The sequence below is a fragment of the Sulfitobacter mediterraneus genome, assembly GCF_003054325.1.
GTDB classification, from domain to species: Bacteria; Pseudomonadota; Alphaproteobacteria; order Rhodobacterales; family Rhodobacteraceae; genus Sulfitobacter; species Sulfitobacter mediterraneus.
The window spans coordinates 197,114-213,628 of record NZ_QBKU01000004.1 but is presented as its reverse complement, the minus strand read 5'-3'; the positions used below and the strand labels follow the sequence as shown (position 1 = coordinate 213,628).

The 16,515-nt window shown below is 55.9% G+C and carries 18 protein-coding genes; 8 read left to right on the top strand and 10 right to left on the bottom strand.

Going from position 1 to position 16,515, the window contains the following annotated elements:
• Positions 1 to 31: 31 nt before the first annotated feature.
• Both purE and C8N31_RS08365 read left to right on the top strand, forming a co-directional pair.
• On the top strand, positions 32 to 520 hold the full coding sequence (gene purE, locus C8N31_RS08370; protein ID WP_025047876.1) for a 5-(carboxyamino)imidazole ribonucleotide mutase: 489 nt from the start codon (positions 32 to 34) through the stop codon (positions 518 to 520).
• Positions 513 to 1,583, top strand: a complete 1,071-nt coding sequence (locus C8N31_RS08365; RefSeq protein WP_025047877.1) for a 5-(carboxyamino)imidazole ribonucleotide synthase — start codon at positions 513 to 515, stop codon at positions 1,581 to 1,583. Before purE ends, C8N31_RS08365 begins: the two co-directional genes overlap by 8 nt.
• Here C8N31_RS08365 and C8N31_RS08360 read toward each other — a convergent pair whose 3' ends face one another.
• Both C8N31_RS08360 and C8N31_RS08355 read right to left on the bottom strand, forming a co-directional pair.
• Positions 1,584 to 2,726: an alpha-D-ribose 1-methylphosphonate 5-triphosphate diphosphatase gene (locus tag C8N31_RS08360; protein WP_025047878.1), complete on the bottom strand. Its 1,143-nt coding sequence runs from the start codon at positions 2,724 to 2,726 to the stop codon at positions 1,584 to 1,586.
• Positions 2,713 to 3,501 carry an alpha/beta fold hydrolase gene (locus C8N31_RS08355; RefSeq protein WP_025047879.1) on the bottom strand — a complete coding sequence of 263 codons (789 nt, stop codon included), beginning with the start codon at positions 3,499 to 3,501 and terminating at the stop codon, positions 2,713 to 2,715. Before C8N31_RS08355 ends, C8N31_RS08360 begins: the two co-directional genes overlap by 14 nt.
• A 70-nt stretch (positions 3,502 to 3,571) precedes the next feature.
• Between C8N31_RS08355 and C8N31_RS08350 the strand changes: the two genes are divergently transcribed.
• A complete protein-coding gene (locus C8N31_RS08350; RefSeq protein WP_037918273.1) occupies positions 3,572 to 4,024 on the top strand; it encodes an NUDIX domain-containing protein in 453 nt (150 codons plus the stop codon).
• Here C8N31_RS08350 and C8N31_RS08345 read toward each other — a convergent pair.
• From C8N31_RS08345 to C8N31_RS08330, 4 genes are all read right to left on the bottom strand, one after another.
• Positions 3,990 to 4,838 carry a DMT family transporter gene (locus tag C8N31_RS08345; protein ID WP_025047881.1) on the bottom strand — a complete coding sequence of 283 codons (849 nt, stop codon included), beginning with the start codon at positions 4,836 to 4,838 and terminating at the stop codon, positions 3,990 to 3,992. The two genes, C8N31_RS08350 and C8N31_RS08345, sit on opposite strands and share 35 nt — an antisense overlap.
• 59 nt (positions 4,839 to 4,897) lie before the next feature.
• On the bottom strand, positions 4,898 to 5,563 hold the full coding sequence (locus tag C8N31_RS08340; RefSeq protein ID WP_081785670.1) for a response regulator: 666 nt from the start codon (positions 5,561 to 5,563) through the stop codon (positions 4,898 to 4,900).
• A 93-nt stretch (positions 5,564 to 5,656) separates the two neighbouring features.
• Positions 5,657 to 6,421, bottom strand: coding sequence for a sensor histidine kinase (locus C8N31_RS08335; protein ID WP_025047883.1), 765 nt, complete (start codon positions 6,419 to 6,421; stop codon positions 5,657 to 5,659).
• A 79-nt stretch (positions 6,422 to 6,500) separates the two neighbouring features.
• The gene (locus C8N31_RS08330) at positions 6,501 to 7,787 is read right to left on the bottom strand and encodes an ABC transporter substrate-binding protein (RefSeq protein WP_420834947.1); all 1,287 of its coding nucleotides are present in this window, start codon (positions 7,785 to 7,787) and stop codon (positions 6,501 to 6,503) included.
• A gap of 410 nt (positions 7,788 to 8,197) precedes the next feature.
• Here C8N31_RS08330 and C8N31_RS08325 point away from each other — a divergent pair, with 410 nt between their 5' ends.
• On the top strand, positions 8,198 to 10,057 hold the full coding sequence (locus C8N31_RS08325; protein WP_170116157.1) for a sensor histidine kinase: 1,860 nt from the start codon (positions 8,198 to 8,200) through the stop codon (positions 10,055 to 10,057).
• 174 nt (positions 10,058 to 10,231) lie between these two features.
• Positions 10,232 to 10,516: a response regulator gene (locus C8N31_RS20545; RefSeq protein ID WP_231476774.1), complete on the top strand. Its 285-nt coding sequence runs from the start codon at positions 10,232 to 10,234 to the stop codon at positions 10,514 to 10,516.
• Between the two features lie 82 nt (positions 10,517 to 10,598).
• Here the strand turns inward: C8N31_RS20545 and groL are convergent, their stop codons facing one another.
• The 3 genes from groL to C8N31_RS08305 all read right to left on the bottom strand — a co-directional run bounded on the left by groL (position 10,599) and on the right by C8N31_RS08305 (position 13,525).
• On the bottom strand, positions 10,599 to 12,251 hold the full coding sequence (groL, locus tag C8N31_RS08315; RefSeq protein ID WP_025047886.1) for a chaperonin GroEL: 1,653 nt from the start codon (positions 12,249 to 12,251) through the stop codon (positions 10,599 to 10,601).
• Positions 12,252 to 12,366: 115 nt separating this feature from the next.
• Positions 12,367 to 12,654: a co-chaperone GroES gene (gene groES / locus C8N31_RS08310; protein WP_025047887.1), complete on the bottom strand. Its 288-nt coding sequence runs from the start codon at positions 12,652 to 12,654 to the stop codon at positions 12,367 to 12,369.
• Positions 12,655 to 12,844: 190 nt separating this feature from the next.
• The gene (locus C8N31_RS08305; protein WP_025047888.1) at positions 12,845 to 13,525 is read right to left on the bottom strand and encodes a DUF2161 domain-containing phosphodiesterase; all 681 of its coding nucleotides are present in this window, start codon (positions 13,523 to 13,525) and stop codon (positions 12,845 to 12,847) included.
• 52 nt (positions 13,526 to 13,577) lie between these two features.
• On the opposite strand from C8N31_RS08305, the gene C8N31_RS08300 reads away from it, so the two are divergent.
• Positions 13,578 to 13,955 (top strand): MmcQ/YjbR family DNA-binding protein, encoded by a 378-nt coding sequence (locus C8N31_RS08300; protein WP_025047889.1) that lies wholly within the window; start codon positions 13,578 to 13,580, stop codon positions 13,953 to 13,955.
• 62 nt (positions 13,956 to 14,017) lie between these two features.
• Positions 14,018 to 14,938 carry a manganese-dependent inorganic pyrophosphatase gene (locus C8N31_RS08295; protein ID WP_025047890.1) on the top strand — a complete coding sequence of 307 codons (921 nt, stop codon included), beginning with the start codon at positions 14,018 to 14,020 and terminating at the stop codon, positions 14,936 to 14,938.
• Positions 14,939 to 15,018: 80 nt separating this feature from the next.
• Here the strand turns inward: C8N31_RS08295 and C8N31_RS08290 are convergent, their stop codons facing one another.
• The gene (locus C8N31_RS08290) at positions 15,019 to 15,639 is read right to left on the bottom strand and encodes a hypothetical protein (RefSeq protein ID WP_146173115.1); all 621 of its coding nucleotides are present in this window, start codon (positions 15,637 to 15,639) and stop codon (positions 15,019 to 15,021) included.
• Here C8N31_RS08290 and C8N31_RS08285 point away from each other — a divergent pair.
• On the top strand, positions 15,598 to 16,470 hold the full coding sequence (locus C8N31_RS08285; RefSeq protein ID WP_025047892.1) for a TIGR01459 family HAD-type hydrolase: 873 nt from the start codon (positions 15,598 to 15,600) through the stop codon (positions 16,468 to 16,470). The two genes, C8N31_RS08290 and C8N31_RS08285, sit on opposite strands and share 42 nt — an antisense overlap.
• Positions 16,471 to 16,515: the final 45 nt, after the last annotated feature.

Below are 16,515 nucleotides of genomic sequence, written 5' to 3'. Positions count from 1 at the left end.
TCTTCAAATTTCTAAGCAAAGGCCCAGTTTCATGACCACCCCCCCTGTTGGTATTATCATGGGATCTCAGTCGGACTGGGCCACCATGCGCGAGGCGGCAACGCTGCTGGATGAATTGGGCATTGCCTATGAGACACGGATCGTTTCTGCGCATCGCACACCTGACCGGCTTTGGGAGTATGGCAAAACGGCAGTGGACCGTGGCCTGCAAGTGATCATCGCGGGCGCGGGCGGCGCCGCGCATTTGCCGGGGATGATGGCCTCCAAAACCCGTGTGCCGGTGATTGGCGTGCCGGTGCAGACCAAGGCGCTTTCAGGGGTGGATTCCCTGTATTCGATTTTGCAGATGCCCAAAGGGTTTCCCGTGGCAACCATGGCCATCGGCGCGGCGGGTGCTGCCAATGCCGGATTGATGGCCGCAGGCATTCTGGCGTTGCAAGACGCAGGTGTAGCAAAGCGGCTCGATGAATGGCGCGATGCGCTGAGCGCGTCAATTCCGGAGGCTCCGGTAGATGAGTAACCCTCTCCCCCTCGGCAGCACAATCGGTATTCTGGGCGGCGGACAATTGGGCCGAATGCTGTCTGTTGCGGCGGCGCGGCTTGGCTTCAAAACGCATATCTTTGAACCGGGCGCTAACCCGCCTGCGGGCCATGTCGCGGATGCAGTGACCACCGCAAGCTATGACGATCACGATGCACTTTTGCGTTTTGCAAAGTCCTGCGATGTGGTGACATTCGAATTTGAAAACGTGCCAACCGCCGCCTTGGATGTGATTGAGGCGCAAGTGGCGATCCGGCCGGGTCGCGAGGCGCTGCGGATCTCTCAGGATCGCCTGACAGAGAAAGAATTCCTGCAAGGTTTGGGCCTCACAGTTGCGCCCTTCGCCGATGTGCCAGACGCCGCCGCGATGCAGATCGCCGTGGACACCATCGGCGCACCCGCGATCCTGAAAACCCGGCGGTTTGGTTATGACGGCAAAGGTCAGGCCCGGCTGCGCAGCGACAGCGACGCGGATCAGGCCATCGCTGACATGCAAGGCGCGCCTGCCGTTCTCGAAGGGTTTGTCGAATTCAGCCACGAAGTATCCGTGATCGCCGCCCGCAGCCCAGAGGGCGATGTGGCGTGCTTTGATCCGGGTGAAAACGTGCATCGTGATGGCATCCTTCACAGCACCACTGTGCCTGCCAAACTGAGCGCATCCCAGCGCATGGATGCCGTCCTGATGGCCGCCAATATCCTGAATGCATTGGATTATGTCGGTGTTCTGGGGGTCGAGCTATTTGTTACGGCGCAAGGGTTGGTGGTCAATGAGATTGCCCCGCGCGTGCATAATTCGGGTCATTGGACACAAAACGGCTGCACCGTGGATCAGTTTGAACAGCATATCCGCGCCATCACCGGCTGGCCGTTGGGAGATGGGTCTCGCCATGCGGATGTGGTGATGGAAAACCTGATTGGGGATGACATGGACCGCGTGCCCGAATTGATGAAAGAGCGTGATTGCGCCCTGCATCTCTATGGCAAGTCGGACACCAAACCGGGGCGCAAAATGGGACATGTGAACCGCATTCAGCGCGGATGATCAGCCAATAAACCGCGCTGCGATTTCACCGGACAGATACGAAAACTGCCCGCCCGCAAGGGTCGCCGCCACGCGGCGGCTGTCTTTGTGCAAAATCACCATATCCGCTCGCATCCCCGGCGCCAGCGTACCGCGATCAGCCAGCCCCAGCACCTTAGCCGGGCCTGCCGACACCAGATGCCATGCAGCGGCCAGATCGCATAGCCCCGTGTCCGCCAACATCAACGCCGCCCGGCGTGGTGATGGGTAGTGATAATCGGAGGCAAGCGCGTCACACATGCCCATCGCAATCAGATCAACCGCCGACAGATTGCCATTGTGCGATCCGCCCCGCACGACGTTGGGCGCGCCCATCACCACCGCATCTCCGGCCGCATGGGCCGCTTCTGCGGCGGCTTGAGTTTCAGGAAATTCCGCCACCCGCACGCCCCGGCCCCGCCAGATCGCGCGGTCTTCGATGGTTTGGTCGTCATGGCTGCCCATCTGAACACCGGCCTCAGCCAAAGTTGCACAAAGCGCATCCAGCGCTGCGGGCACTTCGCCCCCGCGGGCGTGCATGCCTTGCATCATGGCCAAATGCACATCGGGATTGCGCCCCGCCTTAAGCGCCTGCCCCACCATCCGTTTCGGTGTTTTCCCAGCCGCCAGACGGTCATGCGGCAGATGATCGTTGAACACCACATAAGACAGCCCCCACTGGCGAATACGGTCCGGCAGCTCTGCATAAAGATCAAGCATATGCGTTTCAAATCGCAATTGCGCCCGCAGGTCCGTCACCACATCCGGCGCAGTCGCACGGATCGCGCCGAACACCTGATCGGCAAAATCCAACCCGCGCAAGCCCCCTTCCCAGCTGACGAATTGCGCCAGAACGGCGGTGGTGATCCCGTTTGCAGCCAGCTCTGCCTCAGCGGCGATCAACCCTTCGTTCATCTGTTTCATCGCGCCTCGGCGCGGCGCAAGGTGGCGTTCAAACGCATCACCATGCAGGTCAATAATACCGGGAAGCACCAGAAAACCGGTCAAGTCCACTGTACGGCCAACCTGCTCCGCCTGCATAACGCCCTGCGCGAACGAGACCGTCTGAACCCGCAGCCCACCCCGCAACAGCACCTCAGCACCGGTCAGATCAAGGTGTGTCATCAGGCAGGTCCACTCCGGGCAGGCACACCCCATCGGAGCAGCCGATTGAATCCAAAACACCGTCCAGCCATGTCATTGAACGGTCAAACGATCCGGTTTCAAGAAAACTCATGGTTTGTGCGATCACCCTTGGATTGTTCATCATAAAGGTATGGGTCACCGGCAAGACGATGTGATCCGTCATACCCTCCACCATCGTCGATGCAACCGAAACCTTGCCATCATCCGCGCCCGGCAACAGCGACGAAAAATAGGGATTCAACGATTGCGACCCGGCGATCACACCCACCGGATAGTCCACAGCAGGCAAACTGCGCGGCAATGATGCCGCCCCCGTCCCCATCTGCGCCCCGGCCGGTCCATTGACCCAGCCGAACACATTGTAATCGTCCAATTCATCAACGACTTCACTGCCCTGATTGGGCGGGGCCAGCATCACAACGCGGCCAATCATATCTGCGCCCGCTTCTGCGGCCCATTGACGGACAAGGATGCCCCCCATCGAATGGGTCACAAAATCAACCTTCTCGGTCCCGCATTCGGCGATCGCATCCGGCAAAGTCGGCTTGATCAGGTCTTGGATAGACGCTTCTGTCGACCGATAGCCAGGGCGAAAAATGCGGTATCCTTCCGCCTCCAACGCGGCTTCCATCAATGCAAAAGAGGTCTCACTGCGGGCCAGACCGTGCAGCAATATCGCACAGCGCTGTTCGGCCAAAGCCGGCAGTGCGGCCAGCCAGAAAATCACAAAAGAAATGACAAAGCGTGCGTTCATATCACTGAGATAGACTGAAAACCCGCCATGTGAAATGCTACCCTCAGTTAACCTGACGAAAAGATCCGCCATGTCTGAATACCCACGCGTGGCCGTTCGCGCCATTCTGATCCACGAAAACAAATTGCTTTTGGTCAATGCCTACGCAAACGGGCAAAGCGCATTGATGTGCCCCCCCGGCGGCGGGGTGGAGGCGGGGTCATCCCTACCTGAAAACCTATGTCGTGAGGTGTTTGAGGAAACAGGGCTGCGTATCGAGGTTGGCGCACCCTGTTTGGTGAACGAATTTCACGATCCTGGCGGCAGCTTTCATCAGGTGGACATCTATTTTCGCTGTAGCATCATCGGGTCAGCCGAGATCGATTCAAACTGGCAAGACATTGACAGGATCGTCACGGATCGGCGTTGGGTCACCGCCGAAGAACTGGCCAATGTGCATCACAAGCCAGACAGCCTTGGCGCTGTGGCTTTCGACCCTCAGAATGCAATCACCTATGATCCACTGGAACCTTTGGTGCGGTAACAGTCCATCCGATCCCACCAACAACCATTGCCGCGGCCACCATCAGCAAAACGCCAACGGTTTCATTTAGCAAAAGCGCACCGCCAAGGATCGCCAAAATCGGCACACTCAACTGAACAACCGCCGCGGTCGCGCCTTCAATTTGCGGCAGAACCCGATACCACAGCGCATAACCCAGGCCCGATGTCAGCCCACCGCAAAGGATCGCAAGCGCGGCCCCGGTGATCGTGAGGGAAAGTGCCGGGCCGACCAACAGAACGATCAATATCGGAAGACAAAGCAAGAAGTTCGCGGTTGTCGCCGCCAACGGATCCACTGCACCGCGTCCAATGATCGAATAGGCCGCCCAGCCGAGCCCTGCAACAACCATCAAAGCGGCACCAACCACATCCGTGTTCCCACCCGCACCCGGCCAAAGCGCAATAAGTAACCCGGCAAATGCCAGCCCTGCCCCACTGACCTGTCGCAAACTTGGACGCATGCCAGTGGTCGCCGCGTGAACAAACATCGCAATCTGGACCACACCAAACAAAATCAACGCTCCAAGCCCGGCGTCAAGTGTCAGATAGGCCAGCGAAAATCCCACCATGTAAGCGGCCAGACTAAACGCACCGGGAAGCCGTTTCTTGCGCAACAAACGCAAGGATCCCCCCCGCAGCGTCATCAGCATCCCTAGCACCACCGCACCCGAAAGGACCCTGATCAAGGCAAAGCCGGACGGGTCCATATGTCCCCCCGCGATTGCCAGGCGCGTGAGAAGGGAATTTGCTGCAAAGGCAACCATGGTCAAACTGATAAGCAGGAAAAGCCGCATAACGTTGGCTTAGCGGTCGTTCTCTTCCCCGCCAAGCGGGAAAGCCAAATGATGCCGCGTTAGTGAAAAATAAAGTCATCCTCCTCTGAAAAACCAGAGATCAATGCATCAATTTCTGCCGGGCTCAGATCGGTAAGACGCGCCTTTCGCAGGGCGGTTATACTGTCGAACTCTTTCTTGAACATTGTAACAACATTTTTGCGCAACTCTTGGTCGTTCATCGCATTCAACAGTGCGTCCTTGATCATGCCCTGCTGCTCTTGGAGATTTGCGGTCTGTGCGCGCCTCTCTCGCGCAACTGTCAAGGCATTGACGATTGCGCAATGCAACATTTCCTCATCCATATCATCTTTTCTGAGGTAGTCATGGCAGCCCCCTCGCATCGCCTGCACCGCTGTGTCGACCGCACCATTGCCGGTGATCATGATTTTTCCGGCATCACGGTTCTGGTCATTTTGCAAGATGTGATCCAGTGCGACCAACCCATCCCCAACTGGAAGCCGGTAGTCGATCAAAATCAGGTCATAGTTTTCGTTGATCACCGCCTGATCCATCGCATCAATGCTATCCACTTCATCAAATTGGATCGAAAGGCCCGTGCGCTGGCTAAGCCGCCGAATACGCGCACGATCAAAATTGCTGTCATCCAGCAGCAGCGCCCGAATGTCACCGGGCATTGAAACATGCGGTGAAGGTTGCAGTTCTGTTGATCCGGACTGTAGCATTGGTCTCTCTTTCACATGCGTTTGTGAGTGAAAGATTGGCGCGGCTATGTTTATCAAACCTTAATACCGCGTACAGTGGGCAGTCTTCTTCGTTCAAAGTTTATTCGGATTGTCAGGCTGGCACCGTCCTGTTGTCCGCACTTCAATGCAACATCCTTTGCCGAAAACCGACGGCACCACAGATGCGGTGCCACCGTAGAAGTTTGCGATTTTGCGAACGTTGGCCAACCCCATCCCGCTGCCCTCGACCTCATCGCGTGGGCGCAGGGTGATCATCGCGCCAAAGATCCGCTCCCGAAACTCTTCAGCGATCCCCGGACCATCATCAGAAACTGTCAGCACGACTTCAGTTCCATCCATCAGTGCGGCCACATGAATCTTGCCTGACGTTTTATCATGGTGCCTCACCGCATTGGAAATCAACGCTGACAGCAATGTCAGAATATCTCGATTGCCGATCGTGATTTCTAGCCCTTTCAGATCGCGTGTCACGTCAAACGCGCCTGGAACGTCAAGCTCTTCCAATACCTGATCAAGCACCAAATCCAAGGATAGGGTTTCAACCCTCTGCATTCTGCCAATACGCGAGAACGTGAGCAGATCCACCAGCATGCGATCAAGTCTGCTGGTATGTCGGTTCATCAGATCAATCGAAGCCGCAACCTGTCCTTGCACAGGAAATCCGGCCTCTTCCAAATCTTCGGAGATCCAATTTGGCAGCTCAAGTAGGGCCCTGACAGAGCTTCGCACATCATGGCTGATAAGATAGATAAAATCCTCGATATCCTGCGAATTTCGTCCAGTGTCCCGAGAGGCGGCAACACTCTCAGATTGGGCAGCCATCTGTTCGCTTTGCATAATGTCCTCAATAAATCAGTCAGATAGAGGACTACACAGACATCCTTTCTTTTTGCTTAACATCGCCGCCATGAGGAACTTATAAGTCCTTCAACGCCGCTTTCACATGCGCCGGATATTTGTCACGCAGGCTCCGCCATCGCAGAACCTGTTGTGCATGCCCCGCCTTGCCGGAAATCAATTCCCATTTTTGCGCAACCCCCCGCAACGCCTCTTCGGGCTGCACGTTTCCCATGACCGCTGCATCCAATCCCTTTGCCAAGGCCGCGAAATATTCAGAGTGACCCTTGAGATAGAGATCGGGAATGGCATTGCGCATCGCCTCTCGGTGGACTTTGAGGAAGGGCGCAGAATAGGCCTCGACGATCGTTTCATCCTGGTAATGCTCTGCCCGAAAGGGGTCGAAAAACCCGTCGGTTTGACCGACAGCCAACGTCGACATCCGTGGGCTAGCGGCGAAAAGTGAAAACAAATAAGCAAGCTCGGGTTGATCAGACGTGGCACTCACCACAAAATTCCAGCCCCAGTTGAAGTAGGGAACAGCCAGAGGCCCCTGCCCGATTTGTCCGCCGGGCGTAGGGCCAAATACCATGCGTCCCTGCATCGCTGACTTGGTTTTGTTGAGGTATTTTTGCGTCCCGCCCCAGCCGATATTCGCATAGATATCACCCTGGGCGTACCGCTCCCAATTCTCGAAAAGGCCAATGCTGGCGTGCCCCGGCGCGAGGCTTTCTGTGGCGCGGATCATCTCCTCAAGTGCTGTGACACCCGCCTCTCCGTGGATTTGGGGCGTGAGATCCGGCGCCATGGGCCAGATCCCCTTGGCATGGAATCGTCCCCACCATTCCCACGCGAGAAATTGTGGCACGCGAAACAACAAACCGCCAAAGACCCCATCATCAGGCGCATGAAAGAATGCCATTTGCCGGTCCAGCTCCTCCCATGTGCGAGGGATTTCAAGCCGTTGACCAAACCGATCGGAGAAGCGAGCCTGATGATCCGTGCTCGACATCATATCTGCGTGGTAAAACATCAGATAGGCATCGCCATCTGTCTGAAATCCATAGGTTTCACCGTCAAATGTATCGCCGGTCGGATAGAGGATGCCGTCACGAAATCCTTCCGGTTCATGGGCGGCAACGTAACCATCCAGCGGCAGTAAAGTGCCGGCGGAGACCAGATCCGGCAGAGAAAATGTTGCCGGCAATGCGACGTCGAACCGCCGCTGATCCAGAACATTGTCGAGGATAAGTGTGTTCACAACCTCATCCAGCGGCACCTCAATAGGTTCGACATTCACACCGGTTCGATCCGTGAATGCCGCAATGACTGGCCCGAGATTGGCCCCGGATCCATTTGGTAACAACAGACTAAGCGTTTGTGAGTGCCCTGAAAATCGATCCCGCAGAACATTCTCAACATAGACATCTACATCCATTGCAGAACCGGCCGTTAAGGATGGGGATGCGCACAAGGCTCCTGCCGCAGAGGCAAGTCCACCCGCGCAAAGCCCGAGGGCATATCTCCGGGTCAACGCAGCCGGCGGATCAGTTTTGCAGAGCATGGCACAGTCCGGTTCAGATCCATTTTGGATGTTCCAAGCCCTATCTTCTGGGCGTTAAGAACGTCTTAATGGGCTTGGCCTATGCAAGAGGGATGTTGTTTCTCAATTGGCTCCGGTTACCGGGGAGAGATTCTTTATCGCGGATCACTGTGCGGCTTCGTATTGCATTGTTGATCCTAGCAGCGGCGACCGCAGTTGTCTGGCTTGTCTCCATGCAACAGGCCCGCGCGATTATGCAATCGTATAACCAGCTTGATCAAACGGCCCTGCCGATCCTCGAACGCTCAGGAGGCATTCAGGTCGGGCTGGTCCAATTGGATGCTTTGATGAACCGAATTGATCGCATTCAGCCGGGCGACTCAACGGATCATATCCGGGACAACATCACCAAATCCGTGCAGGAGATGCATCGCAATTTGGAACGACTGATCACACTTGGCCAATCTCAAATCGCCATTGCTGAGTTAACCAAAAACCTTGATCTTGCCGAAGCCAGTTCGCTCGAGATGCTGGAGGACCGCATTTCCTTCCTTCGGGTCCGGCAAACCTTGGAAGACCAATACGTCATTTTGAACGACTTACACCGGCGATCGCAAGATCTTCTCGAGAAATTCGCCTTGAATTTATCAAGCAAGACCAATGACTTTCTGCAATCAGTAGCAAACTCAGACAATGTCAACGCGGCAATGATCGGCGAAGCATTTGAGGGACTTTTCCTGCCATCGTTGACGGTCACCAGCCTGAGCTTCGAACTCGACAGGGTGGTCAGTCTGGCACATGTTTCGAACATCAACAGTATAGAAGATGACCATTCGCGGGCCTTGGCGCAGGCACAATTGGGATTACAAAGAGCCATCTTGCATCTCGCCGAATTGCCCGAGGGACCAGACCGGCTTGCCTTGTCCAAGCATGTCGCTGGCTTACGCGATGTGTTACGCGAACAGGACGGGATTTTCACTCAAAAGAGAACACTAGCGGCTTTGGTCGCGGCGCAGGAGCGCCATCATCTGACGCAGCAGGCCTTAACTGCAAGTGCGATGCAATTGACCTCTGATCTGGTTACCCGATCACGCGACATTGTTGAGGAGGCTTCACAGGCGCTACAGCAAGCGATTTCCAAGATTACCTGGACACTGATAGTAGCAGTTGCTGTCGGGTTGGCGGTCATTTTTTCGGCCAATTACAGCATTATCGAGCGGCAGTTCAATCGACGCATTCACGTTTTAAATCAGTCTGTTCTGGCCATTGCCGCGGGCGATTTGAAGCACCCTATCCCGGTCTCTGGGTCAGATGAGCTTGGCGAAATGGCCAACGCGCTTGTGACCTTCAAGAAGAACGCCGAAGACCTGCATCACTCAAATGAAGAATTGGAGACATTCGCCTATATCACCGCCCATGATCTGCGCACCCCGATCAGCGCCATTCAAAACTTATGCACCTGGGTCTCGGAAGACGAAGAGAACCGACTGTCGTCCGAGAGCCGCGCTTATTTGTCTTTGTTAGAGAAACGCACGCTCCGCTTGAATGGTCATCTCAATGATCTTTTAGCCTATGTTCAGGCCGAACATGTCTCTGATGCATTTGAACTTGTGGATCTGCACCGGGCTGTGACAACCATTTTGAAAGATCTCGATCCAGACCAAAACTTTGAAGTGTCTTTTGGCAAAATGCCTATGCCCTTCGGGGCCAAAGGCGATGTCCTGCGTAATATCTGCACCAACCTGCTCGCCAATGTGATCAAACACCACGATGCGCCCACTGGCCGGATCACCTTTCGCGCTGAGATCCTCGCGGATCAGTACCGGTTCGAAATCCAAGACGATGGACCAGGCATTTCCCCGCTTTATCACGATAAGATATTCGAATTGTTTCAGACATTAAGACCACGCGATGAGGTCGAAGGCAGCGGACTTGGCCTCGCCGTGGTGCGCAAACTCATCAAACGGGAAAACGGCGCCATCACTGTTTCATCCAATCCCGACCTGAAACGAGGCACTAAGATCAGCGTAACACTGCCGCTCCACCCTCCTCCGGCACGCTGTACCCCAGCCCGATTGGGCAAAGCTGCCTAATCCTAGACAAAGGTGCGAACATGAGACCAAGGAAACTGCAAGAGGCGCGATTTTTAATCGTGGATGATGACGAAATCAGCGTGATGGCAATGCAACGCGCAATGCGAAAACTGAAGATTTCAAATGAAACCCATGTCTGTACGGATGGGCAACATGCCTTGGAGTTTTTGCAAAGTGAACAGCAAAAAAAACACCGGACTGCCGCCGTATATTGTCACGCTGGATCTCAATATGCCGCGCATGGGCGGGCTTGAGCTTTTGGATGCGCTGCGGGCCGATCCAGAACTGTCACGCGTGGTGGTATTTGTATTTACCACCTCTGACACGCCACAAGATGTCAGATCAGCTTATGACCACAACGTGGCAGGCTATGTCGTCAAAGAAAACGCATCCGAAACATTGGCCAACGCATTGAATATGCTGGGAACCTACTCGCGGATCGTTGAATTGCCCGTCTGACGGCGGTCAGCCTATCCCCGGACCCAAAGAAAAGGGCGCGCCGTCACCGGCACGCCCAAAATTCTCAGCACGATTGGCTGGCTTACATCATGCCGCCCATGCCGCCCATGCCGCCCATGTCGGGCATGCCGCCGCCGGCTGCGCCGCCGTCTTTGGCCGGACGATCAGCAACCATCGCTTCGGTTGTGATCAACAGACCAGCAACAGAGGCCGCGTCTTGCAGTGCAGTACGCACAACTTTGGCCGGGTCAATGACGCCGAACTTGAACAGATCGCCGTATTCCTCGGTCTGAGCGTTGAAGCCGAATGTCAGGTCAGAGCTTTCACGGATCTTGCCCGCAACAACTGCACCGTCCACGCCGGAGTTTTCAGCAATCTGACGCAGCGGCGCTTCGATGGCCTTGCGTACGATGTTGATACCAACGCTTTGGTCGTTGTTTGCGCCTTCAAGGCCGTCGAGCTTCTTGCCGGCCTGAACCAGAGCAACACCGCCACCAACAACGATACCTTCTTGAACAGCGGCACGTGTCGCGTTCAGTGCATCATCAACGCGGTCTTTGCGCTCTTTCACTTCAACTTCGGTCATGCCGCCAACGCGGATCACGGCAACACCGCCTGCCAGTTTGGCAACGCGTTCTTGCAGCTTTTCACGGTCGTAGTCGGAAGACGTTTCTTCGATCTGGCCGCGGATCTGGGCAACACGCGCTTCGATCTCGGCTTTGTCGCCGGAACCGTCAACAACTGTTGTCTCGTCTTTGGTGATCGACACTTTCTTGGCGGAACCCAGCATGTCCATGGTCACGGACTCAAGCTTCATACCCAGATCTTCGGAGATCACCTGACCACCTGTGAGGATCGCAAGGTCTTGCAGCATCGCTTTGCGGCGATCGCCAAAACCAGGCGCTTTCACTGCTGCGATTTTCAGACCGCCGCGCAGTTTGTTCACAACCAGAGTCGCCAGCGCTTCGCCTTCAACATCTTCAGCGATGATCAGCAGAGGCTTCTGAGACTGGATCACCTGCTCCAGCAGAGGAACCATTGGCTGCAGGGAGGACAGTTTCTTTTCGTGCAGCAGGATGATCGCGTCTTCCAGCTCAACAGTCATCTTGTCAGCGTTGGTGACAAAGTATGGGGACAGGTAGCCGCGGTCGAACTGCATGCCTTCGACAACGTCTGTCTCTGTTTCCAGACCTTTGTTTTCTTCGACGGTGATCACACCCTCGTTGCCAACTTTCTGCATCGCGTCTGCGATCTGACGACCGATTTCCGCTTCGCCGTTGGCGGAGATGGTGCCGACCTGGGCGACTTCGTCGCTGTCAGACACAGGACGTGCCGCCGCTTTGATCGCTTCAACAACTTTGGAAGTTGCCAGATCAATGCCGCGCTTGAGGTCCATTGGGTTCATGCCAGCGGCAACAGATTTCATGCCTTCGCGCACGATCGCCTGAGCCAGAACGGTTGCGGTTGTTGTACCGTCACCCGCTTCGTCGTTGGTGCGAGAAGCAACTTCTTTCACCATCTGGGCGCCCATGTTCTCGAACTTGTCTTCCAGTTCGATCTCTTTCGCCACGGATACACCATCTTTGGTGATGCGCGGTGCGCCGAAAGATTTGTCCAGAACCACGTTGCGGCCTTTGGGGCCCAGCGTGACTTTCACCGCGTCAGCCAGGATGTTCACACCCCGGAGCATTTTGTTGCGGGCATCGGTGTCAAATTTGACGTCCTTAGCAGCCATTTGTCGTCTCCTAATATCTATCTTCCGTTTTGGCGGACAATCCTGTCCGGCCTACGGGTTTGATGTTGTGCAATCATGTGGGTCGAACGGATCGTCCGACACCGGGCCGGTCCGCTTAGGACAGGATCCCCATGATGTCGCTTTCTTTCATCATCAGCATTTCTTCACCGTCTACGGTGACTTCTGTACCGGACCATTTGCCGAACAGGATGCGATCGCCGGCTTTTACAGCCATCTCGATCAGCTCGCCGCTGTCTTTGCGGGCGCCTTCGCCTGTCGCGACAACTTCGCCCTCGGAAGGTTTTTCTTTTGCGCTATCGGGAATGATCAATCCGCCAGCAGTTTTCTCTTCGCTTTCTGTGCGCTTTACCAGCACGCGGTCGTGAAGCGGTTTCAATGCCATCTTTGCAGCTCCTTAAGGCTCAAAGTTACTCTCCCAGACCCGCCGCTCCGTTTGAGAGCGGGCCGTTATCACTCATCCAGTTCGAGTGCTAACGGCGCATAGCTAAGGACGAGTCACAAAGCTGTCAACCAATGAGAATAGAAAAATTGTTGGTAGAAATTGCGGATGGCCGCAGTTTGGCTGCCCCAGATCAATCAGACCCTAGAACATTGCCCGATGTTCCGACTGCTTCAGCCCCCACAGGGGTCAGACCATAGACGCCTTTCTCGACCTTCTCAAACCAGCCGTAGTGGTTATCGCGCATCATCCGGGTCGCAACCGAAACCTTGGTTTCCTTGGCCACATCCGCACCTTTGCACGCCCCGACCTCAAACAAATACATCGCAATCTTAAGCGCATCCTGCCGGTAAGCCGTCACCAATCCCGCACGGGTCTGGCCGCCATCGTTTGGATCGCCTTGCCGCCGTGCAAACTCGCGCAAGAGCTGGGCCTCGCGTTTCTTGTTTTTGCGCGGTGCATAAGGCCCCGGATCGCAATGTACCTCGACCAGCCCATCCGACAGGCGCACCGTGATCAGGCCAAGCCCCAGCCGCCGTGCTAGCGCTGTATTGTCCTTCACCGCTTTGGCAAACCGCTTGCCGGACTGGCGCGCCACCGCAAGATAGACATCGTCAGTCACTTTCATCCGGGCGATACATTGGTGAAACAACGTCAGGGAAAACCCCAGCTTCAGCTCAACCACAACCGGCGGCTCCCCCCCCCGCAAGGCCACAACATCGGCCGCGCCAACCTCGGATTTGACCACATAACCCTGATCCTCAAGAAAGGTCTTGATCGGGGGATACAGGTCAGTTTCGCGCGGATTGCTCATCGCCGCAGATTGCCCCATTTTCATGGCCCCTCCAACCCGCTATTCTGACGCCATGACACGTGATGAATTGATGACCTTCTGCGCCGGACTTCCCCAAACCACCCATGTGGTTCAATGGGGCAACTCCGACGTTTACAAGGTGGGCGGCAAGCTTTTTGCCGTTGTTGGGATGGGGGACGGCGGCAACACCGTGACCTTCAAGGCCACCGAAATGGGCTTTGAAATTCTCTCGGACAGCCCCGGATTGCGCCCCGCCCCGTATATGGCTTCGCGCGGGTTGAAATGGATCCAGCACTACGGCGAACCCGGCCTGTCAGACGACAGCCTGCGCGCGCACATCTTTGCGTCTTACGAAATGGCCATTGGTGCCTTGACCAAGAAGAAACGCGCCGAACTGGGGCTTGACGCCGCACCGCGGCAAAACCCGTGACAACAGGCCAAACGCCCCATATAAGGCGGCGAAACCGTTAGATTGCGACGCAAGGATAGCCCATGACCACGCTTGTTTTTGGCCACAAGAACCCCGACACCGACAGCACCGGCAGCCCGATCATCTGGGCATGGTATCTCAACCAGATCAAAGGTGTTGAGGCAAAGCCCGTCCTCTTGGGCGAACCGAACACCGAGGCGCTGTTTGTTCTGGATCACTGGGATCTGGAAAAGCCGGAGATCATGACCGATCTGGCCGCTGATACGCCTGTTGTGATCGTCGACACCAACAATCCCGGCGAACTGCCCGACAACATCAACGATGCCGACATTCGCGGGATCATTGATCACCACCGTCTGGTGGCAGGTCTGGAAACACGCGGCCCGATTGAGATCAACATCCAGCCGCTCGCGTGCACCGCAACCATCATGTACAAAATGATCGGTGATGATCTGGCACAGGCGCCACGCGGGATCAAAGGCGCGATGCTGTCGTGCATCCTGTCCGACACGCTGGAATTCCGCAGCCCGACCACAACGCAGGAAGATACCGCCATCGCCCATGCGCTGGCCGAGGATCTGGGCATCGACATCAGCGCCTTTGCCGCCGAGATGTTCGCGGCCAAATCCGACGTCTCTGCCTTTTCCGAGCCAGAGCTTTTGCGCATGGACAGCAAGGAATTTGATCTGGATGGCACCGGCCTGCGGGTTTCGGTTCTTGAGACCACCTCCCCTGCCCCGCTTCTGGCGCGCAAAGACGCCCTGATGGCCGCAATGCCCGGCGTTGCTAAAGAAGACGGCGCCGCGCAGGTGTTGCTGTTCATCGTCGACATTCTCAAGGAAGAAGCGACCTTGCTGGTGCCCAACGACATGGTCAAACAGATCGCGGAAAACAGCTTTGGCGCATCCGTTGCGAGCGACACCGTTGTGCTGCCCGGCATCATGAGCCGGAAAAAGCAGATCATTCCAAACCTGAAGCTGTAAGGCAGTTTTTGAAGTTCGAAAAAGAAATGGCCGCCCTGGGGCGGCCATTCTCGCTTCACAAGTTGACTGTTTGTTGCTGTTCAGGACGTCTTGAGCAGATCATCCAGCGCCGATGCAACATCGCGCATTTTCACCATGCCTGAATTGGACTGGGTCTGGAGGGATTTCAGCACAGAGATTTTCTTTTCCTTTGTGCTTTGCCGCGACACCGCAGGACGTTTCGCAGGCGCGGCTTTTGCGGGCGCAGGTTTTGCCTGCCGATTGGCTGCTGCCAAGGGCTTGCGCTCTGCGCTCCGGCCGCTGGCCTTTTGATAGGCGCTAACACCAAGCAGCGTCGATGAAATTGTCGGATTATGGAACACGTCCATGTCTTCCCCCAAGTTTTGCAGAGTCCAAACATCGACGTGAATCCCGGCCGTTTCAAACAAATTCCACAATTCGGCCACATTCTCGCGGAGATTGAATATCTCAGGGCACCAATAGGCAGTTATCCCCTGAATTATCCCCAGAATCCGAAACATCACCCGCAAAACCCGAGGCAGAATTAAGGCAGAATTGTGATCAACCGGCGAATCGGGAGCCTCACTGACACCGCATCGCTGGTTCCATAAGGCGGCATTATCCCCTAAGTCTGCTGCATAACCAGTTGGAGCCTTCTGATGACCCGCATTGTCGACACCCTCGCCGAGATTTCCGCCCAATATGATGCGCTCTTTGTGGATCTGTGGGGCTGCGTGCATGACGGGGTCAAAGCCCTGCCTGACGCGGTTGCCGCCCTTCAGGCCTACCGCAAGACCGGCGGCAAGGTTGTTCTGGTCACCAATTCCCCGCGCCCTCGCGCCGGTGTGGAAAAGCAGTTGGTGCATTTTGGTGTCCCGGATGACGCATGGGACACAATCGCCACCTCGGGCGATTCAGCGCGTTCTGCCATGTTTCAGGGGGTTGTCGGGCAAAAGGTCTGGTTCATTGGCCAACCGGGTGAGGAAAAGTTCTTTCAGCCGCTGCATCTGCTCGACGATCCGATGACGATCCAACAGGTGCCGCTGGCCGAGGCCGAAGGTATTGTCTGTACCGGCCCGGAAGATCCGCACGCGGACCCCGATGTGATGCGCCCGCAGTTTCTGATGGCCAAACAGATGGGCCTGAAACTGCTTTGTGCCAATCCCGATATCGTTGTGGATCGCGGCCATCAGCGTGAATGGTGCGCCGGGGCGCTGGCCAAGCTTTATGCAGAGATGGGCGGCGAGAGCCTGTATTTTGGCAAACCACATCCGCCGATCTATGATCTGGCGCGGCGGCGGCTGTCTGCGCTGGGTAAAGTGGTTTCTGATGACCGGATTTTGGCCATTGGCGATGGCATCCTGACCGACATTCAAGGCGCGATTGGCGAAGATATTGATTCTCTGTTCATCACAGGTGGCCTTGCTGCCGCAGAAACCAAAACACTGCGACAACCTGACCCAAACGCGCTAAGTGACTACCTTGAAAAGGAAAAGTCCTCTCCAAACTATTCAATTGGGTTCCTGCGCTAACAATTTTCCCCTTGATTTTCTGCGCCTGCAAAGTAATTAAGTTAC

Bases quoted from the DNA above. Each gene is read 5' to 3' on its own strand.
- C8N31_RS08360 (WP_025047878.1), bottom strand. From the start codon at position 2,726: ATGACACACCTTGATCTGACCGGTGCTGAGGTGCTGTTGCGGGGTGGG.
- C8N31_RS08355 (WP_025047879.1), bottom strand. From the start codon at position 3,501: ATGAACGCACGCTTTGTCATTTCTTTTGTGATTTTCTGGCTGGCCGCA.
- C8N31_RS08325 (WP_170116157.1), top strand. From the start codon at position 8,198: ATGCAACAGGCCCGCGCGATTATGCAATCGTATAACCAGCTTGATCAA.
- C8N31_RS08335 (WP_025047883.1), bottom strand. From the start codon at position 6,421: ATGCAAAGCGAACAGATGGCTGCCCAATCTGAGAGTGTTGCCGCCTCT.
- groL (WP_025047886.1), bottom strand. From the start codon at position 12,251: ATGGCTGCTAAGGACGTCAAATTTGACACCGATGCCCGCAACAAAATG.
- C8N31_RS08305 (WP_025047888.1), bottom strand. From the start codon at position 13,525: ATGAGCAATCCGCGCGAAACTGACCTGTATCCCCCGATCAAGACCTTT.
- C8N31_RS08340 (WP_081785670.1), bottom strand. From the start codon at position 5,563: ATGCTACAGTCCGGATCAACAGAACTGCAACCTTCACCGCATGTTTCA.
- C8N31_RS08350 (WP_037918273.1), top strand. From the start codon at position 3,572: ATGTCTGAATACCCACGCGTGGCCGTTCGCGCCATTCTGATCCACGAA.
- C8N31_RS08300 (WP_025047889.1), top strand. From the start codon at position 13,578: ATGACACGTGATGAATTGATGACCTTCTGCGCCGGACTTCCCCAAACC.
- purE (WP_025047876.1), top strand. From the start codon at position 32: ATGACCACCCCCCCTGTTGGTATTATCATGGGATCTCAGTCGGACTGG.
- C8N31_RS08285 (WP_025047892.1), top strand. From the start codon at position 15,598: ATGACCCGCATTGTCGACACCCTCGCCGAGATTTCCGCCCAATATGAT.
- C8N31_RS08365 (WP_025047877.1), top strand. From the start codon at position 513: ATGAGTAACCCTCTCCCCCTCGGCAGCACAATCGGTATTCTGGGCGGC.
- C8N31_RS08295 (WP_025047890.1), top strand. From the start codon at position 14,018: ATGACCACGCTTGTTTTTGGCCACAAGAACCCCGACACCGACAGCACC.
- C8N31_RS08345 (WP_025047881.1), bottom strand. From the start codon at position 4,838: ATGCGGCTTTTCCTGCTTATCAGTTTGACCATGGTTGCCTTTGCAGCA.
- groES (WP_025047887.1), bottom strand. From the start codon at position 12,654: ATGGCATTGAAACCGCTTCACGACCGCGTGCTGGTAAAGCGCACAGAA.